The following is a 23,717-nucleotide window of genomic DNA, read 5'->3' on the forward strand; positions in this document are numbered from 1 at the left end:
CGTGGAGTCCCGCCCGCTGCGCTACTTCGTCGCCGTCGCCGAGGAACTCAACTTCACCCGCGCGGCCGAACGGCTGGGCATCTCCGCCCCGCCGCTGTCCCGGGCGATCCGCGGGCTGGAGGCGGAGCTCGGGGTCACCCTCTTCGAGCGCACCACCCACAGCGTGGTCCTGACCCGCGCGGGCCACGTTCTCCTCGCCCAGGCGCGGTTCGCGCTGGACGCCCTGGAGGCCGCCGGGCGGCGGGCCCAGCGCGCGGCGGACCCGCGACGAGGGCTCGTCCTGGCGGTCAAGGCCGACGGCGACGCGGGACTGCTGGAGCCGCTCCTGGAGCGCTATGCCACCGACCCCGCCGCCGTCCCGGTGACGGTACGGCTGTGCGGGTGGCTGGAACAGCCGCGGCTGCTGCGGCGCGGCGAGGCCGATGCCGCGCTGGTCCACGAGCCCTTCGACCGCACCGGCCTGGACAGCGAGACCCTGATCGCCGAGCCGCGTGTGGCGGTGCTCGGCGCGGCCCACCCGCTCGCCGCCCGCGACCAGGTCCTCCTCGCCGACCTGGGGCTGCGCCCCGGGGATCTGCACCGCTTCCTGGCGGACATGCGCAACGAGGGCCGTGATCTGGCCCAGTTGCTCACCCGCGTCGCCCTGGGCGAGCTGGTCGCGCTGCTGCCGGCGTCCGTCGCCGAACGCTATCCGCGCCCGGGTGCCGTCTACCGGCCCGTCCCCGACGCGCCGCCCTCGCTGCTGGCGGTCGCCTGGCCGCAGCAGTCCCGTTCCATGGCGACCGCGGCCCTCGTCCGGGCGGCGGCCGCCGTCGCCGCGGCCGCCCGGGAGGGGGACGACGGCGCGGCTCCGGCGGGTCAGCCCGTCGCGTCCACCAGCGCGAGGTCGTGGAGTCTCTCCGGCGGGCCCGGACGCGCGTAGTACCAGCCCTGGGCCGTGTCGCAGCCCAGGATCCGCAGCTGTTCGGCCTGGGCGCCGGTCTCCACGCCCTCGACCGTGACCGCCAGGTCGAGGCTGTGGGCGAGCGAGACGATGCCCTCCACGATCTTCAGGTCGACGGGGTCGGCGGGGAACTGCTGCATGCCCTGGGTGAAGGAGCGGTCCAGCTTGAGGATGCTCACCGGCAGGCGGCGCAGGTTGGCGAGGTTGGAGTAGCCGGTGCCGAAGTCGTCCAGGGCGATGTCGACGCCCATCTCCGCGAGCCGGCGCAGAGGTTTGAGCAGGTCGTCGTCGGCGCCGATGAGCGCGGACTCGGTGACCTCCAGGCACAGGGCGTCCGGGGTGACGCCCGACCGTTCGAGGATGTCCACCGTGTCCTGCACCAGGCCGGGGTGGCTGAGCTGGCACGGGGACAGGTTGACGTTGATCCGCAGCGGGCCGGCCGCCTGCTGCTCGCCCTGGAGTTCCCGCCAGGCGCGGGCCTGCCGGATCGACTCCTCCAGGACCCAGCGGCCGAGCGGAACGATCAGGCCGGTGTGCTCGGCGAGCGGAATGAAACGGTCGGGGCCGAGGACGCCGTGCTGCGGGTGCAGCCAGCGCACCAGGGCCTCGGCGCCGCGCACGCTGCCGTCACCGAGGTGGACCAGGGGCTGGTACTCGATGAAGAACTCGCCGCGCTCCAGCGCGGTCGGCAGGGCCGTGGTCAGGCCGTGCCGGGTGATGGCGCGGGCGTCGGCCTCGGGGTCGGCGAGTTCGGAGCGGTTGCCGCCCGCCGACTTGGCCCGGTACATGGTGATGTCGGCGCTGCGCAGCACCTCGGCGGCGGTGCGCTCCCCGGCCGGGCCCTCCACGATGCCGAGGCTGCCGCGCACCATGAGGTCGCGGCCGTCGATGCTGATCGGCGTGACCAGCGCGTTCATGATGCGCTCGGCGAGTTCGTCCACCTTCCGTTCGGTACCGGGGCCGGTGGTCAGGGCCACGAACTCGTCACCGCCGAGCCGGGCGACCATCTCGCCGGGCGCGGTCGCGCACGACTGGAGCCGGTCGGCGACCTCCACCAGCAGCCGGTCGCCGGCCGCGTGGCCGAGGCTGTCGTTGATGGTCTTGAAGCCGTCCAGGTCCAGGTAGCACAGGCCGAAGCGCTGGCCCGAACCCGCGCCGAGGGCCTTCTCCAGCCGCTCGAAGAACAGGGAGCGGTTGGGCAGGCCGGTGAGGGCGTCGTGCGTGGCCTCGTAGCGCAGCCGGAGGTTGAGCAGCCGGCGCTCGGTGGTGTCCTCCATGAGGGCGAGCTGGTACTGCGGGTCACCGTCGGCGTCGCGCAGCAGGGACACCGTCAGGTTGGTCCACAGGGCCGTGCCGTCGGGGCGGTTGAAGGCCTTCTCGACGTGGTAGTGCTCGCGCTCGCCGCTCACGAGTTCGTGGTAGAGCCGCCAGATCTGCGGGGCGTCCTCGGGGTGCACCCAGTCCTGGACGCGCCGGCCGCGCAGGTTCTGCTCGGAGAGGCCGAACATGCGCAGCAGCGCCTCGTTGACCTGGAGGACGTTGCCTTCGAGGTCGGCGATGCCGATTCCTATCGCGGCGCCCTCGAAGACCGCGCGGAAGCGGGCCTCGCTGGCGTGCAGCGCCTGGGCCACCACGCCCTGGGCCCGCAACGCGGCCTGGGCGATGGCCTCCTGCTCGGCGAGGGTGCGCTCGCGCAGCGCCTGGGCGTAGCCGGCGGCCATGGCGTGCTGCAACCGGGAGGAGCGGATGCGCAGTTCGTCCTGGGGGCCGTCCTCGCCGCAGTACAGCACCAGGTAGGCGTCGACGCAGTCGAGGGTGCGGGCCAGTGCCTCGGGGTCGGTGCAGTGCGCCTCGACCAGGGCGGCGCCGACGGCCTTCGCCGCGTCCGCGTCGAAGCTGCGGGCCCGCAGCAGTTCACTCAGCCGGCGTGCGAGCGGGAGGAGTCGTTCCTCGAACTCGGTGCGGGTCAGCGACGTGGAGGTCACCGGGAAGAGTGCCCGGCTCCAGATCGTCGTCAGCCGGCGCAGTCTGCCCTCCGGCTGGTCCGGCTCCGCGTTCACGCCGTACGCCCCACGCCGGCGAATCCGGAGAAGGCATACGGATCCTCGTCCTCCGGCGCCGGGTCCGGGCGCCAGAGCGGCATCGGCACCAGTCCGGGTTCCACCATGTCGTACCCCTCGAAGAACCGCGCGATCTCATCGCGCGAGCGCATGATCAGCGGGTTGCGAATGTCCTTGTACACGTCCACCGCGCCCCCGGCCCGCTCGGCGGGCAGCGGGATTCCCTCGTACGAGGCATGGGTGAGGATCAGCAGGCTGCCGGGCGCGAGCGCCTCGCGCAGCTCGGCCACCGCACCGTACGGGTCGTCCGCGTCTTCCACGAAGTGCAGTATGGCAACGAGGAGGAGGGCCACTGGCCGATTCAGGTCGATCAGCCGGTCCAGAGGGGGGCTGGAGAGGATCTCCCGGGGCTTGCGCAGGTCCGCCGCGACCACGTCGGCGTCGTCGTTGCCCGCCAGCACCGCCTGGCTGTGCGCGACGGCCACCGGGTCGTTGTCGACGTAGACCACCCGCGCGCCCGGCACGGCCGCCTGCGCCACCTCGTGGACGTTGCCGAAGGTGGGGATGCCGGACCCGATGTCGAGGAACTGGGTGATGCCCTCCCCGGCCGCGAACCGCACGGCCCGGCGCATGAACGCCCGGTTGGCCTGCATGATCTTCGGCAGGCCCGGCAGGAACTCCATGGCCTTGCGGGCCGCTTCCCGGTCGACCTCGAAGTTGTGCGAACCGCCCAGGTAGAAGTCGTAGATCCGCGAGACGCTGGGCACCGAGATGTCGATGCTCCGTGGGGCCCAGGCGGGTCGCTCCATGTATCTCTCCAAGACGGTGGACGGGTGCAGGCGATCCGGTGTTCGAGCTGAGGCTACTGATCGCCCGCCAATGGAGCGACCTGAACCGGAAATTGACCGTCCGTTCCCGGTCACTGCCTGCGGCAAGTGCCCGTATGGCCCCGCTGTGTGACGGCGGTACGGGCAGCTCGCGCGTTCACCGCACACAACGATCCGCCCCCTCCGTGCGGTGCGGAGGGGGCGGATCTTCGGCCGCGCGCCGGGGCGGGCGGGGCGATCGACCTGGGGAGGTGATCAGTTGCCCGGCGCGCCGACCGGCTTTCCGTCGGGCGAGACGGCGTACCACGTGCCGCCCACGCCCTGACCGTTGGTGTCGCCCGGGGCCTTGTCCCCGGAGAAGGTGTAGATCGGCCAGCAGTTGACGGTCATCTGCTTCACTCCGTCGGGGCGGGTGAAGGGCATCAGGCCCTTCTTCTTGACGCCCTCGGTGTCGTCGGCGTTGACCGGGCCGACCGCCGGCCACTTCTCCAGGCAGGCGCCGGTGCAGCGGGAGACGGACTTCGGCCAGGCCTGGTCCTTCAGGAAGCGGTAGACGGTCATGCCGTTCTTGTCGACGACGACGTCACCCAGCTTGGCGTCCTTGCGGACGGACAGGCCGGGCAGGTCGGACAGCTTGGCCTTCTTGCCGGTGGGGGCGAGCGCGAACCACTTGCCGCCCACGCCCTGGCCGTTGACGTCACCGGCGTTGACGTCCTTGGCGTAGCGGTAGGCGGGCCAGCCGCCGATGGTCAGCTGCTTGGCGCCGTCGACACGGGTGACCTCGCCGAGCAGCGCCTTGTCGATGCCGGCGCCGGCGGTGGCGTCGCCGGCGGGGACCGGCGGCCAGGTGGTGGCGCAGTCGCCGGCGCAGTTGGACTTGGGCGGGTTGGCGGTGTCCTTGTCGAACCGGTAGAGGGTGAGGCCCGCGCCGTCGGTCAGCACACTGCCCAGCTGGGGGTTGCTAGCCACGGCGAGCTTGCCCGCGGGGGTGGCCGGTGCCGGGGAGCCGGAACTCTGGTTGCCGTCGGCGCCGTAGCCGTTGCCGGCACCCGGCGAGGTGCCGCTGCCCGGGTTGCCGTAGTCGCCGGCCGCCGCGGTGGCCCCGACGTTCTGGGCCGCCGACGCGGGAGTGGTGGGATTGTCCTGACCGCACGCCGTCGTCAGCGCCAGCACCGAAGCGGCTGTCGCCACCAGTGAGGCGGTCCGCCAGGAGGTCTTCATCGTCAACTCCACATTATCGCCTGGATATTGCAGCGCCCTGATGTGCCGCCGCACGGCCATGGGTACGCACCGCGGGGGCCCCGGTGTTCAACGGCTGCCGGAATTTCTTTCCGGACGCTGTGCGGCTGCGGCGCCGGGGCAGAGACACCAGAGGGACACACGGGGCGATAGCGGACGCTTCCGCTCGCCAAACCTCTGATCACCCCATCTCCCTCTTTCGGAGCAATCTCGGCCCACTACGGGGTACGGCGGCCTCCCGCGCCTCATGATCTCGGTCGTGCCTGGACCCGAAGTGACCCGATGCGCGCCCACCACACGGGTGCTGGCCCTGTTGACGCTGACCTGGGCCCTGGTGGGCTGGCCGGCCGGCAGCGCGTCGGCCGACGCCTGCGCGTACGCCTCCACGGGCCCGGACGGCACGGTGGCGGTGGCCCATGCCGGCGGCTACCACTGGCCCGACCCGCCCTGTCCGAAGCCGCCCCCGCCACCGTGTCCGCCGACGCCCACGCCCACGCCCACTCCGACACCCACTCCCCCTCCCCCGCCGACCCCGCCGCCGAAGCCGACGCCTCCGCCCGAGCCGACGCCGACCCCGAAACCGCCACCCCGGCCGGTGCCGAAGCCACCGCCGAGACCGGCCCCCGCGCCGCGACCGCCCGCCCGGCCAGCCCCGGCGCCCCCGGCACCCCGGCCGACCCCCACCCCCACGCCACCGCCGAGACCCACGCCGAAGCCGACGCCCAAGCCCACCCCGCGGCCCTCCGTGACCCCGGTGAGCTACCCGGCGGAGTACCACCCCCACGCCATCAGCCGTCCCACGCACGGCCACACCTCGCCCGTCACCTACGTCCTGCTCATCACCGTCCCCGCGATCGTCGCCGTGGCGGCGCTGCGCCCGCGCTGACGCGCCGGCACCCCTCACTCCCTGGAGGCATCAGTTGTCGGATTGGCTTGTTCTCATCCTCGCGATGCTGGGGGCCTGTGCCGTGGTGGTCGTCATCACGCTGCTACGGCACCGGGCGGCCACCGAGGACGAGGATCCCAACGAGACCCCGGACGTCATCGAGTACATGACGATGTGGATCGGTGTCATCTACGCCATCGTCCTGGGCCTGGCCATCGCGGGCGTGTGGGAGGCGCGCAGCAGCGCCCAGGACCACGTGCAGACCGAGGCCCAGGCACTGCACGAGATCTCGGAGCGGGTCCGGGTCTACCCGCCGGACGTCCGGGACGGGATCCGCGCGGACATCGACGCCTACGTCGGTTACGTCGTCCACACCGAGTGGCGGACGATGGCGGACGACGAGCGGGTCACGGACCGCGGCACCGAACTGCTGCACAAGGTGCGGGAGGCCGTCACCGACTACCAGCCGAAGAACGACTTCGAGGCGCAGGCCTACCAGCCGCTGCTGGACCAGATGGCCACCGCCGACCAGGCCCGCAACGCGCGCGCCGACTCCACCGGGGCCACCATGCCGCCGGTCGTGTGGTGGGGGCTGCTGACCGGTGCGCTGATCACCGTCGGCATGGTGTTCGCGCTCCAGATCCGGCGCACCGGGCGCGAACTGGTCCTGGCCGGGCTGTTCTCCGCGACGATCGCCTTCATGCTGTTCCTCATCTGGGACTTCGACGCGCCCTACAGCCGGGGTATCGCGGTGACGGCGGAGCCGTTCCAGACCCTATTCCCGGGCATCACCGGGTAGCCCACGGCAGGCCTCCGCCCCCGGCTTCCCTCGGGGAAGCGGGGCGAAGGCCTGCCGACGCGCGTGCTCGGGAGCGGGGGGAGATCCGGTGGCCTCGGCGGCGCACCGGGGACTCAGGCGCGCTTCTCGTGGCGGCGGCGCATCCAGAAGGCACCACTGCCGAGCACGGCCGCGCCCACGAGGCCGCCGCCGATGGCCATGTCGGTGGGCGTCGCGCCGCTGGTCCTGCTCCCGCCGAGGCCGCCGTTGACGCCGCCGATGACGCTGAAGGCCCCGCGCCGGGTCAGGGTGCGGCCGTCGCAGCGGACGGTGACGTCGTACCGGCCGCGGCCCGCGTCGCGGTCCACGATGGCGACACCCCGCGCGGTGTCGTCGTGGACCGCGTCCAGGTCGATGGTGCCGAAGGCGTCGGAACTCGCCGTACCGCGCCGGCAGCCGTTCACGATGACGGTGATGCGGCCCCCGGCCGAGACGATGTCGGGCGTCACGAAGATGTCCTGCGAGTTGCCGAACTCGTCGCCCCGCCCGAACTCGTCACGCCGCCCGAACTCGTCACGCCGCCCGAACTCGTCGCGCCGCCCGAACTCGTCGCGCCGCCCGAACTCGTCTCCGCGCCCGTTGCCACGGTGGCCGTTGCCCTCGCCCCCGCGGCCGTTGCCCTCACCGCCACGCCCGTTGCCCTCGCCCCCGCGGCCGTTGCCGTTGAAGTTGCCGTGGCCGTTGTTGCCGTTGAAGTTCCCGTTCCCGTGGCCGTTGTTGCCGTTGAAGTTTCCGTTGCCGTGGCCGTTGTTGTTGCCATTGAAGTTGCCATTGAAGTTGCCGTTGCCGTGGCCGTTGTTGTTGCCGTTGAAGTTCCCGTTCCCGTGGCCGTTGCCGTTGAAGTTCCCGTTGCCGTTGAAGTTCCCGTTGCCGGGGAAGACACCGTTCCCGGGGAAGACGCCGTTCCCGCTGAAGGTGCCGATGTTGCCGGTACCGGGCACGATGACCGCGGGGTTGTTGTCGGTGCTGCTCGGCCCGCCCCCGTTGCCCATGCCGTCCGCGACGGCGTCAGGGGCGGCGAGCCCGAGCACGGCGACCGCGGTGCACGCCGCCGCCAGGGCGCGTTGGTTGCGCATGTGATCCTCCGCGGGAGGCGCCCCGGGTCCCGTCCCCGGTGGATCGGCGAGAAAACACCTCCCGGGTAGACCCTCAGACGCGCAGAACACGCCCGCATGTCGAGAATGGTCCGTCCTGGTGAGCCGACACGCCGACGGACAACCACACAATCGGATATTGCCGCAGGTCACAGACCGTCAGAAATTTCCTGGAAACGGCAACTCGGATGGCGCACCGACCGGGTGCGGGGCCACCCGTTCGCCGTTCGACCCGTCGCCCGCCGCACGCGCGGGACTTAGCGTTTTCCCATGCGCGAGGGACGTGCCGAGGCCCGCGTCGAGAGGGGTGACGAATGTCTGCGTCCAAGCTGGCCCAGCTTGCCGAAGAGGAGGAGCGACGGAGGAGGCGCGCCCCCTGGGGGGTGATAGCGCTCGTTCTGCTCACCGGCCTGGCGCTCATGCGCAATGGCTCGGGCGAGTTCGACGTCGGCCCGCCGCAGCCCGCCACGGCGGCGGCCCCGGACAACCGCGCCACCCTGGGCACCCTCGCACCGGGGACCGCACCCCTGCCGTTCTCCCCCGTGCAGCGGGTGCGGATCCCGGCGATCCGGGTCGACGCGCCCGTGGTGCAGGTCGGGCTGGACGCGGACGGCTGGGTCGCCGCGCCGCCGCCGGAGAACCCGGACCTGGCCGGCTGGTTCACCGGAGCCGTGTCCCCGGGCGAGAAGGGCACCGCGGTCATCGTCGGACACGTCGACAACAAGCAGGGCCCCGCCGTGTTCTACGGCCTCGGGGCGCTGAAGAAGGGGAACCAGGTCGAGGTCCTGCGCCAGGACGGGAAGACCGCCGTGTTCGAGATCTACGGGGTCGAGGTGTTCGAGAAGAGCAACTTCCCGGGCGACCGGGTGTACGGCTCGAAGGGGGCGCCGGAGCTGCGGGTCATCACCTGCGGCGGCGGCTTCTCGAAGCAGAACGGCTACGACGGGAACGTCGTGGTCTTCGCCCGCCTGGCCACGGTCGTCTGAACCACCGCGGCCCGGCGTGCGGGAAGAGGGGCGGGTCCCCCGGAAGGCGTCACACGCGGCGGCGCGGCACGGTGAGGCGGTACCCGGAGTCGATCAGATAGGGCAGCCACTCGCGGATCGCGCGGACGGTCTGCGAGCGGTCGCCCCCGGCGTCGTGGGAGAGCACCACGACACCGGGGGCGGCCCCGTTCTCCACCCGGTCGATGATGGTGCGGGTACCGGGCACCATCCAGTCGGTGGTGTCCACGGTCCAGGCCATCGGCTCCATGCCCATCTGGGCGCCCAACTGGAACGCGGCGCGGTTCCAGGCGCCGTAGGGTGCGCGGAACCACTGCGGGCGCTCGCCGTAGGCGTCCTCGATGGCGTCGCTGGTGCTCTCCATCTCGGAGCGGATCTCACGGCGGTTGAGCTCGGTCAGCAGCGGGTGCGTCCAGGTGTGGTTGCCGACGACATGGCCCTCGTCGGCCATCCGTGCGAGCAGTTCCCTGTTCCGCACGACGCACTCGCCGCAGACGAAGAACATCGCCCGTACGTGGTGCTTGGCGAGGGTGTCCAGGATGTGCGGGGTGTAGTCCGGGTTGGGGCCGTCGTCGAAGGTCAGCACCATGTGCCGGCCGCTCGTGGAGACCTGCATGATGGGTTCCTTGCGCACCTTCAGCTTGCGGGGCGCGGCGCGTGGCGGTCCGTCTCCGGTGAGCGGCTGGAGCCGGAAGGCTGAGGGCTTGAGCGCCTGGCGGGCCTGTGGGCCGGCGACGGGGGCGGCGGTGCCGCGGGCGGTCTCCTCGCCGCTCTGCGCCAGGACGGCTCCGGCGGTGCCCGCGGCTCCCAGGGCGGCGACGCCGGCGAGGAGCATCCGGCGCCGGGTGAACAACTGATCCTTCTGCATGACCCATCAGTCGCCCCACCGGAGGTCGCCGCACCACAACGGCACCGGTGCGGCGGCGGTAATACACCCGGACAGCGCAGTGGGCGCCGGACGCCTCAGCGGCGGCGCACGAGCGGGAAGGGCAGTGTCTCGCGGATCGTCAGACCGGTGAGGAACATGACGACCCGGTCGACGCCGAGGCCGAGCCCGCCGGTCGGGGGCATGCCGTAGGCGAGGGCCTGGAGGAAGTCCTCGTCCAGTTCCATGGCCTCCGGGTCGCCGCCGGCGGCGAGCAGCGACTGGTCGGTGAGCCGGCGGCGCTGTTCGACGGGGTCGGTCAGCTCGGTGGACGCGGTGCCGAGTTCGGTGCCGAAGGCGACGAGGTCCCAGCGTTCGGCGAGCCGCGGGTCGGTGCGGTGCCGCCGGGTCAGCGGGCAGACACCGGCCGGGAAGTCCTTGTAGAAGGTGGGCGGTCCGGTCCGGCGCTCGACCAGCCGCTCGTACATCTCCAGGACGACGTCACCGGGCCCGTCGTCCGCGGTGTACGGCACCCCGGTGCGGTCGCACAGCCGGTGCAGCCGCAGCAATTCGGTGCCGGGGCCGATCTCCTCCCCGAGCGCCTCGGACAGCGCCCCGTGCACGGTCTTGACGGGCCAGGTCCCGGAGATGTCGTGTTCCCCGCCGTCCCTGCGGGCGACCGGGCAGCCGAAGGCGGCGGTGGCGGCGCCCTGGATCAGTTCGCGGGCGAGGTCGAGCATGACGTCGTAGTCGGCGTGCGCCTGGTAGGCCTCCAGCATGGTGAACTCGGGGTTGTGCTGGTGGGAGACGCCCTCGTTGCGGAAGGTGCGGCCCAGTTCGAAGACCTTCTCCAGACCGCCGACGCACAGCCGCTTCAGGTACAGCTCGGGGGCGATGCGCAGGTACAGGTCGAGGTCGTAGGCGTTGATGTGGGTGGTGAAGGGGCGGGCGTGGGCGCCGCCGTGGACCTGGTGGAGCACCGGGGTCCCGACCTCCAGGTAGCCGCGGTCCAGCAGCCCCTGGCGCAGCGCCTGGACGGCGGCGGAGCGGGTGCGCAGGACGGCGCGCGCGTCGGGGCTGGTGATCAGGTCCAGGTGGCGCTGGCGGACCTTGGCCTCGGGGTCGGTCAGGCCGTGCCGCTTGTGGGGCAGGGGGTGCAGGCACTTGCCGGTGAGCTGCCAGGAGGTGACGAAGACGGTGGGTTCACCGGTGTCGCTGGGGGCAGCGTGGCCGGTGACGGTGATGTGGTCGCCGATGTCGGTGTCGCGGGTGAAGCGGTCGAGTGCGGGGCCGGAGCCGTCGCGGGTGAGGGCGATCTGGTGGTCGCCGGACCAGTCGCGCAGCAGGGCGAAGACGATGCCGCCGTGGTCGCGGAGGAGCATGACGCGTCCGGACACGGTGACGTCCGCGCCGGGGGTGACGTCGGCGAGGGCGTGGGTCGGGGCGGGTACGCCCGCGGGATAGGGGTCGGTGCCGGTGGCGCGCAGCCGGTCGCGGGTGCGGTAGCGCACCCGGACCTGGTCGGACGGGCCCGCGTCCGGGGTGGCGGGCCCGGCCCCGTCCCCTCCGGCTGGGCCGGACACCGGCACGGACGGCGGGCCCGCCGTGGTGGCGGGCCGCCGTCCGCCTTCCGAGTGCCCTTTTCCCCAGAGTCTGCGCAGCGAGGGGACGGGGACGAAGCCTTCGGCGATGGCGGAGGCGAGGCCGATGCGGGCGAGGTGGGCGGTGTCGCCGTAGCAGATGAAGCGCGGGTACCACTCGGGGAGGTACTTGGCGTTGGAGCGGTACAGGGCCTCCAGCTGCCACCACCGGGAGAGGAACAGCAGCAGCCGGCGCCACAGCCGCAGGACCGGCCCGGCACCGATGCGGGCGCCCTCCTCGAAGGCCGAGCGGAAGACGGCGAAGTTCAGGGAGACGCGGCGCACGCCCAGCTTCGGCGCGGCGGCGCACAGTTCCGCGACCATGAACTCCATGACCCCGTTGGGGGCGGTGCGGTCACGGCGCATCAGGTCCAGGGAGACGCCGTCGCGGCCCCAGGGCACGAAGGAGAGCAGCGCGAGCAGCCGGCCGTCCTCGCCCAGGGCCTCCACGAGCAGGCAGTCGCCGTCGACGGGGTCGCCGAGCCGGCCCAGGGCCATGGAGAAGCCGCGTTCGGTCTCGGTGTCCCGCCAGGCGTCGGCCTTGCGGACGATCTCCTCCATCTCGCGTTCGCCGAGGTGCGCGTGGCGGCGGATGCGGCAGACGGCTCCCGTGCGGCGGACCCGGTGCACGGCCTGCCGGGTGACGCGCATCCCGCGGCCGGCCAGGTCGAATCCGGAGACGCGCAGGACCGCCTCGTCGCCGAGCTGGAGGGCGCCGAGGCCGGCGCGGGCACAGGCGAGGGCGCCGGCTTCGGAGGCCCCCATGACGGCGGGCGTCCAGGCGTGCCGGCGGGCCAGGTCGAGCCAGGCGTCGATGGCGCGCGGCCAGGCCTCCGGGTCGCCGACGGGGTCCCCGGAGGCCAGGCACACGCCGGCCTCGACGCGGTAGGTGACGGCCGCCTTGCCGCTGGGCGAGAAGACGACGGCCTTGTCGCGCCGGGTGGCGAAGTAGCCGAGGGAGTCCCGGTCGCCGTACTCCGCCAGCAGGGCGCGGATGCGGGCCTCCTCGTCGCCGTGCAGGGCGGCTTCGAGGCGCTGGGAGCGGAACAGGGTGGCCGCCGCGTTGAGCAGGGCGAGGGCGCCGAACAGGCCGAGCACGAAGGTCACCTGGCGTGGCGGGCGGCCGTCGAAGTCGCTGGCCGGGACCAGCCCGCCGCACACCCGGGCGGCGGCCCAGGCCAGGTGCTGGCCGGCCGGGAGCGTGCCGGGGACGAGCAGCACCAGGCCCCAGCCGAGCAGGATGGCCACGGCGAGCCCGGCCAGCAGCACGGCGAGCGCCCGCCATACGGCGCCGCGGCGGGAGACGGCGTAGAACTCCCCGCGCGCGAGCACGAGCAGGAGCAGCAGCAGCGCGCACAGCACGAGGGACGGCAGCGACTCGGCGTACAGACCGGCGGCGGTGCCGAGCGCGTCGGCGAGGACGAGCAGGGCGAGGCAGACGGCGACCAGCCACCAGGCGATCTTCTTGCGGGCGGCGAGGGCGCCGGCCAGCAGGAACAGGAAGACGGCGTAGGCGAGGTTGTCGCTGATGGGGATGAGGAGCTGGTCGAGGGTGCGGACGAGCGGGCGGAGCGGCCGGCGCAGCGGGCTGACGACCGCGAGCAGGGCGCACAGCAGGCCGAGGGCGGCGACGAGGGTCGCGAAGGCCTGCGGGACCCGGCCGAGGCGTCCGCCGGCGGGCGGTCCGGCCGGCGCCGTGGCGGCCCCCCGTGCGGACGGTTCCGCGGTGGCGGTCATGGTTCCGACTCTAGGAAGGGCTGCCGTGCCTCGCCCGTCGAGCGGCCCCCCGTGAACCGCCGTTCACCAGGAACGGTCGGTTCCGATAGCCTCGTGGCGTGACGGAACAGCATCACGAGCAGCACTCGCACGCGCACCGGTTCGAACGGGGTACGGACGGGCCGAAGGTCATCGTGGTCGGCGTGGACGGCTCCGACTCCTCGATGCGTGCCGCCGCGTACGCGGCCGGTCTGGCCCGGCGCCAGCGCGCGCTGCTGGCGGTGGTGTACGTGCAGCCGGTGCTCGCGGCCGGGGCGGCGCTCGGGGTGCCGGTGGCGGAGACCACCGACGAGATCGCGGAGGACCTGGTCGCGCAGATCCGGGACGCGGCGGAGCGGCTCAAGGGGACGTTCGAGGTGCGCTGGGAGTTCCACACCTTCCGCGGCGACCCCTACAACGGGCTGGTGAAGGCGGCGGACGAGCTGAAGGCGGACGCGGTGGTGGTGGGCGCCTCGGAACAGGCCGGCCACCGGATCATCGGCTCGGTGGCGGTCCGCCTGGTGAAGACGGGCCGCTGGCCGGTCACCGTCGTGCCGTAGGGCGGCGCGGCGGGGGCGCGGTCCGGCCCCGGCGGCCGGGTGGCACCCGTGCCGTCGCCGGCCGGCGGCTCGCCGCCCTCCCCCGGCGCGGACCCGGTTCCGGGCCCCGCCGGGCCGTGCGTGGCGTCTTCCCCGGGGCTCCTGGCTGAGCCATCATGATCCGCCGTCAGCCGTTTGCCGTCGGCGAAGAGGTGAGGCCCATGGACAGGCTCCGTGCGGGTGAGGGGATTCTCCGCCGCAAACCCATCGAGCACATCGAGGAGACGGAGGTCGGTGAGGGCACCGGCCTGGACAAGTCGCTGGGGCTCTGGCAGCTGACCGCGATCGGTGTGGGCGGCATCATCGGCGCGGGCATCTTCACGCTGGCCGGGACGGTGGCGAACGGCACGGCCGGGCCCGCGGTGCTGGTGTCCTTCCTGATCGCGGGTGTCGCGAGCGCGTGCGCGGCGCTGTCGTACGCCGAGTTCGCGGGGCTGATCCCGAAGGCGGGGTCGGCTTACACCTACGGGTACGCGGTGCTCGGCGAGTTCGCGGGCTGGTTCATCGGCTGGGACCTGCTGCTGGAGTACACCGCGATCGTGGCCGTGGTGGCCATCGGCATCTCCGGCTACTTCGGCTTCCTGGTCGAGCAGATGGGCGCCGGCCTGCCGCGGTGGATGCTGGGCGCGCCCGGTACCGGGGCCGGGCACCGGGTCGACCTGTTCGCGGCCCTGCTCTGCCTGCTGATCGCCTGGCTGCTGAACCAGGGCATCCGCAGCGCGGCCCGCTTCGAGACGTCGGTGGTCGCGCTGAAGGTGCTGGTGGTGCTGCTGGTGATCGGGGTGGGCGCCTTCCACATCGACACGCGCAACTACCACCCGTTCTTCCCGTTCGGCGTCGGCGGGGCGTTCACCGGGGCCGCGACGGTGTTCTTCGCCGTGTTCGGCTACGACGCGATGTCGACGGCGGCCGAGGAGTCGAAGGACGCCCAGCGGCACATGCCGAAGGCGATCATCTACTCGCTGGTGATCTCCATGGTGCTGTACGCGGCGGCCTGTCTGGTGCTGACCGGGATGCAGAACTACAAGGAGATCGACAAGGAGAGCGGCTTCTCCACGGCGTTCAAGTCGGTGGGTCTGGACGCGCTGGCCGACGTGATCGCCGTCGGGGCGATCATCGGCATCCTCACGGTCATGTTCACGTTCATGCTGGGCGTGACCCGGGTGTGGTTCTCGATGTCCCGGGACGGACTGCTGCCCCGGTGGTTCGCGAAGACGCACCCGACGCGGCACGTGCCGACCCGGGTGACCTGGATCGTGGGGCTGGCCTCGGCCGCCATCGCCGGCTTCGTACCGATCGGCGAGGCGGCCGAGCTGACCAACATCGGCATCCTGCTGGCGTTCGTGGTGGTGTGCACGGCGGTGATCGTGCTGCGCTACCGGCAGCCGGAGCTGCCGCGCACCTTCCGGACGCCGGGGATGCCCGTCGTGCCCGCGCTGGGGGTCGTCTTCTCGATCTGGCTGATCACGTTCCTGCAGTGGCAGACCTGGGTGCGGTTCGCGGTGTGGTTCGTGATCGGCTGCGGCATCTACTTCGGCTACTCCTACCGCCGCTCGGCGCTGGCGCGGCGGCCGGCTCCGTAGTCACTCGGCCATGACCAGGCCGTCCTGCCCGGCGCCCCGGCTGAGCACCACGTCCCTGATCCGGTCGCGCACCCCCTCCAGTTCGGCGCCCTCGGCGATGGCCTTGTTGAGGTCCACGACCCGGCCGGCGTCGAGGTCGTAGAGCTGCGGGACGAACTCGGCCTTGGTGACCCGCCAGGCCTCTCCCGGCCGGGCGGGCGGGGCGAAGGTGAAGCGGCCGAGGGTGGACTCGTTGCCGCGCGGGTCCTGGGCGCCCTCGCCGTTGTACATCTCGCCGGCGATCTGGTCGCCCATGCCGTAGATCACCCAGGTCCCGTTCACCTTCTCGTACGCCTGCGGGACGTGGGCGTGGGTGCCGAGGATCAGGTCGATGTCCGGGCGGCCGGCCGTGGCCGAGGAGGTGAGCCGCTGGGCGAGCGTGAGCTGCTGCCGGTCGGGCTCGTCCTGCCATTCGGTGCCCCAGTGCACGGAGACCACGACGACGTCGGCGCCGGCCCGGCGGGCCGCGCGCGCGTCGGCGATCATCCGGTCGGCGTCGATCATGTCGACGGCCCAGGGCTGTCCGGGCGGCAGCGCGTTGCCGTTGGTGCCGAAGGTGTACGACAGGTGGGCGACCTTGGCCGAGCCCGCCCGCAGGAGCGTGACCGAGCGGGCCTCGGCCTCGTTGCGGGCGGTCCCGGCGTGCCGCAGGCCGACCCGGTCCATGGCGTCGAGGGTGCGCCGGATGCCGGCGGCGCCGTCGTCCAGGGCGTGGTTGGAGGCGGTGGAGCAGCCGTCGTAGCCGGTGGCGGCGAGGGCCTGGGCGATCTGCGGCGGGGACTTGAAGTCGGGGTAGCCGGTGTAGTCGCCGTCGGTGCCGTAGACGGTCTCCATGTGGCACAGCGCCAGATCGGCGCCGGAGACGACCGGTTTGACGCCGGCGAGCATCGGGCGGAAGTCGTGGCCGCTGCCGCCGGCGTCGAAGGAGGCCCGCTCGATGACGGAGGTGTGCGGCAGCACGTCTCCGGAGGCGACGAGGGTGAAGCCGTCCGCGGCGGCGGGCGCGGGGCGTCCATCCGCGCCGGACTCGCGGTTCTGGTTCTGGCAGGCGGCTCCGGCCGCGAGGACGGCGGTCAGGGCCAGGGCCACCTGCTGTCTGCGTCCGATCATCAACTCACCCCAGATTTGTCGTATATACAGACGAAGCCGTCACGGGCATATGGGTATGAATCTGATGAGTCGGATAAACAGCCCGACAGCCGTCCTTAGCCCGTCCGGGGTCCGGACGTACCGCTCACCCGGTTCCCGCCGTACCGCTCGTCCGACCGTTCACCGACGCGTTCGACCGTCCGTCGCACGACCGGATCCGCCCCCTGTCCGCCGGCCGCGCCCTGCGCTGCCATACGGCCATGACGGCCGGAACCTCACTCACCCCCGGGACGACGACCGCCGAGCACGAGCTGGCCGCGCTCCAGCGCGAGCACGGCGGTCCCCTGTTCGCCCTGCTGTACCGGCTCTGCGACGGAGACCGGCAGCGCGCCGAGGACCTCGTCCAGGAGACACTGGTGCGCGCCTGGCAGCATCCGGAGGCGCTGCACGCCGACGGCTACGACTCCGTACGGCCCTGGCTGCTCACCGTGGCCCGGCGGCTCGCGATCGACGCCCGGCGGGCCCGGCGGGCGCGACCGCCCGAGAGCGGCGACGAGGTCCCCGAGAACGCACGGGTCACCGCCGACCACGCCGAAAGGGCCGCCGCGATGCTCGACGTCCGGGAGGCTGTGAAGACACTCACGCCGGAACACCGTGACGTACTGGTACTCGTGTACTTCCGCGGGGCCAGTGTGGCGGAAGCGGCGCAGACCCTGGGCATTCCACCCGGTACCGTGAAATCCCGCGCGTACTACGCGTTGCGCGCCCTGCGCCGGGGTCTTCCGGGTTACGCGACCGACCTGCGGTGAAACCGGAAGCCGGGTCAAACCTCGGTAAAGCGCCTTGCTGCGGCCCCCGTTCGGGCATGGGCTGTCCTCATCCGCGTTCCTGCGGGCACCGGGGCCGCGGTCCCGACGCGGCCCGGGCGACGCGCACGCACCGGAGGAAGGCAGGAAGGGATGCTGCACAGCGGGCACGAGAGCACGGACGGCGCCGACGGCGGTGAACTGGCCGTTCCGATGGCCTGGTTGTACGCCGAGTACATCGCCGACGAGCTGCTGCGCACCGGCGATCTGATGCCACCGACGTCGTTCGAGTTCCGGGCCGGCCGGGACGCGCTGGCGCTGACCGTCTTCCTGTCCGACACCGACGGGGAACTGTCCGGCATCCGGGTGATCTCCCAGCTGGAGAACTGGCTGTCGCTGACCGCCTACGACCAGCCGTGGCAGGACTGGGTGCGCGAGCGCCTGGCCGAGCTGACCGGGCGGGCGGCCGGCTCCGGCACGCCCAGCCCGGACCTGGCGCTGGCGGTGGAGGCCTGGCGCTGGCTGGAGGAGACCGAACTGCTCGCGCCGGACCTGGACGCCGTGCCCGGCGGCGGGGCGGTGTCCGGGGAGGACGAGGGACCGAAGGTGTGGACCCCGGCCTGGCGGCTCGGACTGCCCCTCGGGCACCTCGCGATCCACCTCTTCTGAACCCGCCGGAATTCACACCAATCCACGGGCCGGGCCGCTCCGAATCCCTTGCCGCGATTCTGCGCGTGGCTTGAGTGATTCGGCGGCCGGCTGCGTACGGGTGGGAGCAAGGAGTAACCCTTCCCCCACCCTTCGGCACGAGGATTCGGCATGAGGTCCCTGGAAAGGCATCGCGACGCCGGCGCGTACGCGCTCGGCGTGCTGGACGAGGCGGAGGCCTTCCGCTTCGAGGACCACCTCATGGAGTGCCCTCGGTGCGCGGCGCACGTGACCGAGTTCGGAGCCACAACCCGGCAGTTGATGCTGTACCGCCGGGCCACGCCGCGCTTCGTGCACCCCATGGCCCAGCCCGGTCCCCGGCTGCTGGACCGGTTGCTCGGCGAGCTGGCGCGCCTGCGGCGGACGCGACGCCGCCGGACGCTGTACGGCCTGGCCGCCTCCGTGGTGCTGGCCGTGGCCGGTCCCGGGATCGTGGCGTTCGCCGGGCACACGGACGCGGCCGCACAGGTCGCCGTGGCGACCGATCCGGACACCGGGGTGTGGGCACGGGTCACCTCGGCGGAGGAGGACTTCGGCAGCGATCTGCGGCTGGAGGTCAGGGACGGCTCCGGGGCACACGCCTGCCGGCTGGTCGCGGTCGGCCTCGACGGCACGGAACAGGTCGTCGCGGGCTGGACCAACGCGGGCGGCGGCACCCGGCCCACCACCGCCATGGGCGCCACCGCGCTGCGCCCGGACCAGATCGCCCGCTTCGAGGTCCGCACGACGGACGGGAAACACCTGGTCACGGTACGGGCACGGTGACCGCGCCGGAACGTGACCGTGCTCCCGGGCGCCGCCCTCACCCCGCCGGCACCTCGGCCGGCGCCGGGCCCCGGGCTCATTTCAGCAGGCGGGACAGCCGGCGGTCGGCCAGGGGCTTGCCGCCCGTCTGGCAGGTGGGGCAGTACTGGAGCGAGGAGTCGCTGAAGGAGACCTCGCGGATGGTGTCGCCGCACACCGGGCAGGGTTCGCCGGTGCGGCCGTGGACGCGCAGGCCGCTCTTCTTCTCCGCCTTCAGCCGCCCGGCGGCCACGCCCCGGGAACGCTCGACCGCCTCGTTGAGCGTGTCGCGCAGCGCCTCGTACAGCCGGTGGGTCTCCTCCGGCGTGAGCGAGGCGGCCAGCTTGAACGGGGACATCTTCGCCGCGTGCAGGATCTCGTCGCTGTAGGCGTTGCCGACGCCCGCGATCAGCGACTGGTCCCGCAGGGCGCCCTTCAGCTGCCGCCGTTCGCCCTTCAGCAGGGCGGAGAAGCGGTCCTCGTCGAAGTCGCCGGCGAGCGGATCCGGGCCCAGGCGGGCGATGCCGGGCACCTCCTCCGGGCCGCGGACGACGTACACGGCGAGACGCTTCTGGGTGCCGGCCTCGGTCAGGTCGAAGCCCTCGCCGGTCTCCAGCGCCACGCGCAGCGCCAGCGGCCCCTTGCCGGGCTTCGGCGGGCCGTCCGGCAGCCGGTCCTTCCACTGCAACCAGCCCGCGCGGGCCAGATGGACCACCAGGTGCAGGCCGCCGTCCGTCTCGATGTCCAGGAACTTGCCGTGCCGGCGCACGGCCGTCACCCCGGCCCCCTCCAGGGCGGTGACCGGGGGGTCGTAGGTCTTCAGGACGCTGATGGCCACGGGCAGCACCCGCACCACCCGCCGTCCGGCCAGGTGCTCGGTGAGGAAGTCCGTCAGCGCTGCTACCTCGGGCAGTTCGGGCATACGTCCAGAGTGCCATCCGGCACCGGCAACACCCCCGCCGTCACGCCCGGCGCGGTGGCTACGGCACCCGGAACTCGCACCACACCGCCTTGCCGCCGCCCCGCGCCTCCACTCCCCAGCTGTCGGAGAGCCGTTCCACGAGGACCAGGCCGCGCCCGGAGACACCGATCTCGCCCGCGTCGCGCCGCCGGGGCAGGGCGCTGGAGCCGTCCTCGACCTCGATGCGCAGCCTGCGGTCGCCGCCGTCCAGGGCCCGCAGGGTGACGATGGCGGAGCCCTCGGTGTGCATCAGCGCGTTGGTGATCAGCTCGCCGGCGACCAGCCCGATCTCGTCGGCGAGCTCCTGGGCGCCCCAGGCGCGGACCGCGGCCTGGATCATGTGCCGGGCCTGGGTGAGGGCCTCCGGGTCGCCGGGCGCCACATGCTGCCGGAGCCGGCCGCCGGGCCGCGTTGTCTCCCGGCCGCGGCGGTGCAGCAGGAGCAGGGCCACGTCGTCGTCGCCGCCCCGCTCCTCGGCCAGCTGGATCAGCCGGTCGGCGAGGTCGCGCACCCCGCGGGGACCGTCGCGGACGAGGGCCACCAGGCCGCGCATGCCGTCGTCCAAGTCGGCGCCGGGCTGTTCGACCAGCCCGTCGGTGCACAGCAGCAGGGTGTGGCCGGGGTCGAGTTCGAGGGTGGCGACGGGGTACTCCAGCCGCCCGAACTCGGCGGACAGCCCGAGCGGCAGTCCGCCCTCGACGCCGACCCGGGCGCAGCTGCCGTCGCCGTGCCGCACCAGCGGGTCGATGTGGCCGGCGCGGACCACCTGGACGACACCGGTGGACAGGTCGGCCTCGGCGTACAGGCAGGTGGCGAAGCGGTCGGTGTCGAGTTCGTGCAGGAAGACGGAGGCGCGGGCCATCACGGTGGCCGGGGGGTGGCCCTCGGCGGCGTAGGCGCGCAGCACGATGCGCAGCTGGCCCATGACGGCCGCCGCGTGCGTGTCGTGGCCCTGGACGTCCCCGATGACCGCGCCCACCCGGCCTCCGGGCAGCGGGATGAGGTCGTACCAGTCGCCGCCGATGTCCCGGCCCAGTGCCGCGGAGCGGTAGCGGACCGCGACGTCGGCGCCGGGGACGCTCGGGATGGTGCGGGGCAGCATGGCCTGCTGGAGGCCCTGGGCGAGGTCCTTCTCCTGTTCGTAGAGCATGGCCCGCATGAGGCTCTGGGCGATGCTGCTGCCCAGTGCGACGAGGACGGCGCGCTCCTCGGCGGAGAAGCCGCGCCGGTCGGCGTAGAGCAGGCCCATCGCGCCGATCGGGCGGGCCTGGGCGATCAGGGGCAGATAGGCGGCCGAGGTGATGTGCAGGTCGGTGAGGTGCGGCCAGAGGATCGGGTAGCCCTCGGCGAACTCCTCGGGCGACTCGATGAACCGGGGGCCGAGCGTGCGGACGACCTCGCTCATCGGGTACGGCTCGTCGATCCGGGTGATCCGGGTCCCGGGGACGGACGCGCCCACCGGTCCCTCGGCCACCAGCCGGATCCGGCCCGCCTCCACCAGCCCCATCACCAGGCTGGCCGCGCCGAGGTGGCGGATGCCGTGCGCGTCCTTCAGGACATCGATGACGTCCTGGACGCTGCGGGCGTGGGCGAGCGCGGCGGAGATGACCTGGACGACACTGGTCTGCTGCCTGAACGCCTCGTCCTGGGCGGCGCGGAGGCTGCGGGCCGCGCTGTCGGCGAGTTCCTCGGTGGCGTCGCGCACGATGCCGACGACCCGGCGCGGGCGGCCGGTGCCGTCGCGCCGGATGTAGCCCTGGGTGTGCGTCCAGCGCATGGTGCCGTCACGGCAGCGGATGCGGAAGTAGACGCCGTAGTTCTCGCTGCCGTCCTTGATCGCCCGGGCGACCGCCGCGTCGAGCCGGGCGGCCTCCGGCGGCGGCACCCGCACGGCCAGGGTCTCCGGGCGCCCGTCGTACTCCTCGGGCAGCAGGTCGAACACCTCGAAAGCCTGGGCGTCCATGTGGAACAGACCGGCGTCCAGGTCCCAGTCGAAACTGCCCATGCGGTTGAGCGCGAGGATCGGGTCCGGGTGTGCGGGCCAGTCCTCCGGGAGTGACAGGGCGCTCGCTCCCCGATCGGCCATGGGGCCACCTTGCCAGGAACCGGCCGATTCTTCGACTTGATCGGCAGCCGGGCACGTGCGCTGGGCGAGGGGCCGGTGGGTGATGGGCCTCGGGACACCGGCCTTGGCCGCCCCCGTCGTGGAGGCCGGGGATCTTGGGCACGCGGGACGCGCCCGTGGTGGGCCTCGGCGGGCACCGGCCCGCGCTCAGCCGGCCGGGACCGGCCGGGGGACGGACGGGGACGGTGGCGGTCGCGCCGGGTGCGATGCGGGACCGGACGACGGGCGGGACGCCCGGGACCAGGCCACCCCCGCCGGGAAGGCCGGGCACGAGCGCTCGGCCGGTGGGTGGTGGGCCTCGGCGGGCACCGGCCCGCGCTCAGCCGCCGGGTCCGGCCGGGGGATGGGCAGGGACGGTGGCGGTCGCGCCGGGTGCGATGCCGGGCCGGACGGCGGGCGGGGCATCCGGGACCAGGCCGCCGCCGTCGGGGAGGCCGGGCACGTGCGCTCGGCCGGTGGGTGGCGGGCCTCGGCGGGAACCGGCCCGCGCTCAGCCGCCGGGCCCCGCCGGGGGACGGACGGGGACGGTGGCGGTCGCGCCGGGCGCCATGCCGGGCCGGACGGCGGGCGGGGCATCCGGGACCAGGCCGCCGCCGTCGGGGAGGCCGGGGATCTAGGGCACGCGGGACGCGCCGGTGCCGGCGGAGGTGCGCGGGTCGGAGGCACCGCGCTCCGGGGCTTTCGGAGCGGAGCCGTCCGGGCGGGAGGAGCCCGGGTCGGAGGGACCCCGGTCCGAGGGGTCCACGGTGAGGTCGAGGGAGAGATCGCGGGCCGGATCGGGGACGGGGTCGGGATCGGGGGCGTCCACGGCGGGCGGCGGCTGCTGCGCCGTCGTCCCGGTGTCGCGGTCCGCGAGCCCGCTGGCACTGTCCGGGCGATCGCCCCGGCCGTCCGGCACGGCGGAGCCGGACGGGGACGACGGCGTACCCGCCGGGGACCGCCGCGTGCCGGACGGGGACCGCGGCACGGCCGGGCCGCTGGCGCGCGGGCTGGGCCGGCCGGTGACGGACGGTCCGGCGTCCGCGGAGCCGGACGGGACCGGGCTGGCCGCGGCCGGCGCGGGCGGGGACACGACCCGGTCCCGGCGGACATCCGGGCCGACCCGGCGCTCGGTCCAGGTGCGGGTCGCGGGGTCCACGATGGTGAGGCTGGTGACGGCCCGGGGCGCCGGGGCCACGACGATCACCTCGTCCGGCTCGTAGCCGGCCCAGGGGGTGCCCCGGGCCCCGGCACCGCCGCGCGTCGGGGCGGGCGGTGTGAGCGGGTTGCCGCAGGCACAGCGCACCCGGGGCACGCCCCGTTCGTCGACGAGGACGGCGGTGCCGGCCTGGAGCACGGCCTGGTAGCGGGCGGCCGCGCGGTCGCGGTAGGCGTGGTTGGTGACGCGGGTGTCGGCGCCCAGGACGACCGGGGTCAGGCCGCGCAGGTAGCCGGGGAGCGCCGACCGGGTGACGCCGGCCACCTGGGCGAAGGCGTCGGCCCTGGCCCCGTCCGCCGCCAGACCCTCGATGTGCCGCTCGACGTCGCAGGCGGCGACGCGCGGGGTGCCCCGGTACAGGCCGGGGGTGGCGCCGGACACGGTACGGGCCGCGCGCAGGGGTGCCTCGGCCTCGCCGGGCTGGACGCGTGCGGTGCCCCGGGGTGACTCCGGCCGGGTGGCGGTGGCCGCGGAGTCGGTGAACGGGTCCGGTCCGCGGTCGGTGGCGGCCTCAAGGAGGACCAGTTCGCCCGCCTTGGTCTGCTTGACACCGGCGCCCGCGCAGCCCCCGGCGAGGAGCGCCACCGAGAGCGCCCAGGCCGCGACGATGGATCGGGTGGGTATCCGCACCGCACACTCCGCATCACTGTGGGTGATTACGCCCTATTGTTGGCA

The 23,717-nt window shown here is 73.4% G+C and carries 19 protein-coding genes; 9 read left to right on the plus strand and 10 right to left on the minus strand.

Features of this window, described 5'->3' with window-relative positions; translation table 11 throughout:
- The first annotated feature begins 1 nt into the window (after window position 1).
- Window positions 2-922, plus strand: a complete 921-nt coding sequence (locus AB0947_RS05755; protein ID WP_366748987.1) for a LysR family transcriptional regulator — start codon at window positions 2-4, stop codon at window positions 920-922.
- Here the strand turns inward: AB0947_RS05755 and AB0947_RS05760 are convergent.
- The 3 genes from AB0947_RS05760 to AB0947_RS05770 all read right to left on the minus strand — a co-directional run bounded on the left by AB0947_RS05760 (window position 859) and on the right by AB0947_RS05770 (window position 5,051).
- Window positions 859-3,003: an EAL domain-containing protein gene (locus AB0947_RS05760; protein WP_366748988.1), complete on the minus strand. Its 2,145-nt coding sequence runs from the start codon at window positions 3,001-3,003 to the stop codon at window positions 859-861. The two genes, AB0947_RS05755 and AB0947_RS05760, sit on opposite strands and share 64 nt — an antisense overlap.
- Complete coding sequence (locus AB0947_RS05765; RefSeq protein ID WP_366748989.1) at window positions 3,000-3,812, minus strand: SAM-dependent methyltransferase; 813 nt, start codon at window positions 3,810-3,812, stop codon at window positions 3,000-3,002. The genes AB0947_RS05760 and AB0947_RS05765 overlap by 4 nt, the downstream gene beginning before the upstream one ends.
- 273 nt (window positions 3,813-4,085) lie before the next feature.
- On the minus strand, window positions 4,086-5,051 hold the full coding sequence (locus AB0947_RS05770; RefSeq protein ID WP_366749181.1) for an SCO0930 family lipoprotein: 966 nt from the start codon (window positions 5,049-5,051) through the stop codon (window positions 4,086-4,088).
- A gap of 772 nt (window positions 5,052-5,823) precedes the next feature.
- Between AB0947_RS05770 and AB0947_RS05775 the strand changes: the two genes are divergently transcribed.
- Both AB0947_RS05775 and AB0947_RS05780 read left to right on the plus strand, forming a co-directional pair.
- Complete coding sequence (locus AB0947_RS05775; protein ID WP_366748990.1) at window positions 5,824-5,955, plus strand: hypothetical protein; 132 nt, start codon at window positions 5,824-5,826, stop codon at window positions 5,953-5,955.
- Between the two features lie 34 nt (window positions 5,956-5,989).
- Complete coding sequence (locus AB0947_RS05780) at window positions 5,990-6,754, plus strand: hypothetical protein (protein ID WP_366748991.1); 765 nt, start codon at window positions 5,990-5,992, stop codon at window positions 6,752-6,754.
- Window positions 6,755-6,867: 113 nt separating this feature from the next.
- Here AB0947_RS05780 and AB0947_RS05785 read toward each other — a convergent pair whose 3' ends face one another.
- A complete protein-coding gene (locus AB0947_RS05785) occupies window positions 6,868-7,869 on the minus strand; it encodes a hypothetical protein (protein ID WP_366748992.1) in 1,002 nt (333 codons plus the stop codon).
- Window positions 7,870-8,201: 332 nt separating this feature from the next.
- Here AB0947_RS05785 and AB0947_RS05790 point away from each other — a divergent pair, with 332 nt between their 5' ends.
- Window positions 8,202-8,873: a class F sortase gene (locus AB0947_RS05790; RefSeq protein ID WP_366748993.1), complete on the plus strand. Its 672-nt coding sequence runs from the start codon at window positions 8,202-8,204 to the stop codon at window positions 8,871-8,873.
- A 49-nt stretch (window positions 8,874-8,922) separates the two neighbouring features.
- On the opposite strand, the gene AB0947_RS05795 is transcribed toward AB0947_RS05790, so the two are convergent.
- A complete protein-coding gene (locus tag AB0947_RS05795; protein WP_366748994.1) occupies window positions 8,923-9,759 on the minus strand; it encodes a polysaccharide deacetylase family protein in 837 nt (278 codons plus the stop codon).
- A gap of 95 nt (window positions 9,760-9,854) precedes the next feature.
- Complete coding sequence (lysX, locus tag AB0947_RS05800; protein ID WP_366748995.1) at window positions 9,855-13,133, minus strand: bifunctional lysylphosphatidylglycerol synthetase/lysine--tRNA ligase LysX; 3,279 nt, start codon at window positions 13,131-13,133, stop codon at window positions 9,855-9,857.
- A 98-nt stretch (window positions 13,134-13,231) separates the two neighbouring features.
- On the opposite strand from lysX, the gene AB0947_RS05805 reads away from it, so the two are divergent.
- Window positions 13,232-13,711: a universal stress protein gene (locus AB0947_RS05805; RefSeq protein WP_366748996.1), complete on the plus strand. Its 480-nt coding sequence runs from the start codon at window positions 13,232-13,234 to the stop codon at window positions 13,709-13,711.
- A gap of 200 nt (window positions 13,712-13,911) precedes the next feature.
- On the plus strand, window positions 13,912-15,333 hold the full coding sequence (locus AB0947_RS05810) for an amino acid permease (RefSeq protein ID WP_366748997.1): 1,422 nt from the start codon (window positions 13,912-13,914) through the stop codon (window positions 15,331-15,333).
- On the opposite strand, the gene AB0947_RS05815 is transcribed toward AB0947_RS05810, so the two are convergent.
- Window positions 15,334-16,482: a CapA family protein gene (locus AB0947_RS05815; RefSeq protein WP_366748998.1), complete on the minus strand. Its 1,149-nt coding sequence runs from the start codon at window positions 16,480-16,482 to the stop codon at window positions 15,334-15,336. It lies immediately after the preceding gene.
- 239 nt (window positions 16,483-16,721) lie between these two features.
- Here AB0947_RS05815 and AB0947_RS05820 point away from each other — a divergent pair, with 239 nt between their 5' ends.
- The 3 genes from AB0947_RS05820 (at window position 16,722) to AB0947_RS05830 (ending at window position 18,740) form a co-directional block, all read left to right on the plus strand.
- Window positions 16,722-17,270: a sigma-70 family RNA polymerase sigma factor gene (locus tag AB0947_RS05820; protein WP_171150625.1), complete on the plus strand. Its 549-nt coding sequence runs from the start codon at window positions 16,722-16,724 to the stop codon at window positions 17,268-17,270.
- A gap of 150 nt (window positions 17,271-17,420) precedes the next feature.
- On the plus strand, window positions 17,421-17,936 hold the full coding sequence (locus AB0947_RS05825) for a hypothetical protein (protein ID WP_366748999.1): 516 nt from the start codon (window positions 17,421-17,423) through the stop codon (window positions 17,934-17,936).
- A 150-nt stretch (window positions 17,937-18,086) separates the two neighbouring features.
- On the plus strand, window positions 18,087-18,740 hold the full coding sequence (locus AB0947_RS05830; protein WP_366749000.1) for a zf-HC2 domain-containing protein: 654 nt from the start codon (window positions 18,087-18,089) through the stop codon (window positions 18,738-18,740).
- Between the two features lie 76 nt (window positions 18,741-18,816).
- Here AB0947_RS05830 and AB0947_RS05835 read toward each other — a convergent pair whose 3' ends face one another.
- The 3 genes from AB0947_RS05835 to AB0947_RS05845 form a co-directional block, all read right to left on the minus strand.
- Window positions 18,817-19,680 carry a DNA-formamidopyrimidine glycosylase family protein gene (locus tag AB0947_RS05835; RefSeq protein ID WP_366749001.1) on the minus strand — a complete coding sequence of 288 codons (864 nt, stop codon included), beginning with the start codon at window positions 19,678-19,680 and terminating at the stop codon, window positions 18,817-18,819.
- 58 nt (window positions 19,681-19,738) lie between these two features.
- Complete coding sequence (locus tag AB0947_RS05840) at window positions 19,739-21,805, minus strand: SpoIIE family protein phosphatase (RefSeq protein WP_366749002.1); 2,067 nt, start codon at window positions 21,803-21,805, stop codon at window positions 19,739-19,741.
- 652 nt (window positions 21,806-22,457) lie between these two features.
- Window positions 22,458-23,672, minus strand: coding sequence for a DUF6777 domain-containing protein (locus AB0947_RS05845; protein ID WP_366749003.1), 1,215 nt, complete (start codon window positions 23,670-23,672; stop codon window positions 22,458-22,460).
- Between the last annotated feature and the right edge of the window lie 45 nt (window positions 23,673-23,717).

The organism is Streptomyces sp. NPDC047841, from assembly GCF_040704085.1.
In the GTDB taxonomy this organism is placed as follows: Bacteria; Actinomycetota; Actinomycetes; order Streptomycetales; family Streptomycetaceae; genus Streptomyces; species Streptomyces argyrophylli.

What these genes read in the sequence shown, in the direction of transcription:
- AB0947_RS05765 (WP_366748989.1), bottom strand. Translation starts at nt 3,812, where the DNA reads ATGGAGCGACCCGCCTGGGCCCCACGGAGCATCGACATCTCGGTGCCC.
- AB0947_RS05770 (WP_366749181.1), bottom strand. Translation starts at nt 5,051, where the DNA reads ATGAAGACCTCCTGGCGGACCGCCTCACTGGTGGCGACAGCCGCTTCG.
- AB0947_RS05785 (WP_366748992.1), bottom strand. Translation starts at nt 7,869, where the DNA reads ATGCGCAACCAACGCGCCCTGGCGGCGGCGTGCACCGCGGTCGCCGTG.
- AB0947_RS05790 (WP_366748993.1), top strand. Translation starts at nt 8,202, where the DNA reads ATGTCTGCGTCCAAGCTGGCCCAGCTTGCCGAAGAGGAGGAGCGACGG.
- AB0947_RS05795 (WP_366748994.1), bottom strand. Translation starts at nt 9,759, where the DNA reads ATGCAGAAGGATCAGTTGTTCACCCGGCGCCGGATGCTCCTCGCCGGC.
- lysX (WP_366748995.1), bottom strand. Translation starts at nt 13,133, where the DNA reads ATGACCGCCACCGCGGAACCGTCCGCACGGGGGGCCGCCACGGCGCCG.
- AB0947_RS05810 (WP_366748997.1), top strand. Translation starts at nt 13,912, where the DNA reads ATGGACAGGCTCCGTGCGGGTGAGGGGATTCTCCGCCGCAAACCCATC.
- AB0947_RS05815 (WP_366748998.1), bottom strand. Translation starts at nt 16,482, where the DNA reads ATGATCGGACGCAGACAGCAGGTGGCCCTGGCCCTGACCGCCGTCCTC.
- AB0947_RS05820 (WP_171150625.1), top strand. Translation starts at nt 16,722, where the DNA reads ATGACGGCCGGAACCTCACTCACCCCCGGGACGACGACCGCCGAGCAC.
- AB0947_RS05825 (WP_366748999.1), top strand. Translation starts at nt 17,421, where the DNA reads ATGCTGCACAGCGGGCACGAGAGCACGGACGGCGCCGACGGCGGTGAA.
- AB0947_RS05830 (WP_366749000.1), top strand. Translation starts at nt 18,087, where the DNA reads ATGAGGTCCCTGGAAAGGCATCGCGACGCCGGCGCGTACGCGCTCGGC.
- AB0947_RS05835 (WP_366749001.1), bottom strand. Translation starts at nt 19,680, where the DNA reads ATGCCCGAACTGCCCGAGGTAGCAGCGCTGACGGACTTCCTCACCGAG.
- AB0947_RS05840 (WP_366749002.1), bottom strand. Translation starts at nt 21,805, where the DNA reads ATGGCCGATCGGGGAGCGAGCGCCCTGTCACTCCCGGAGGACTGGCCC.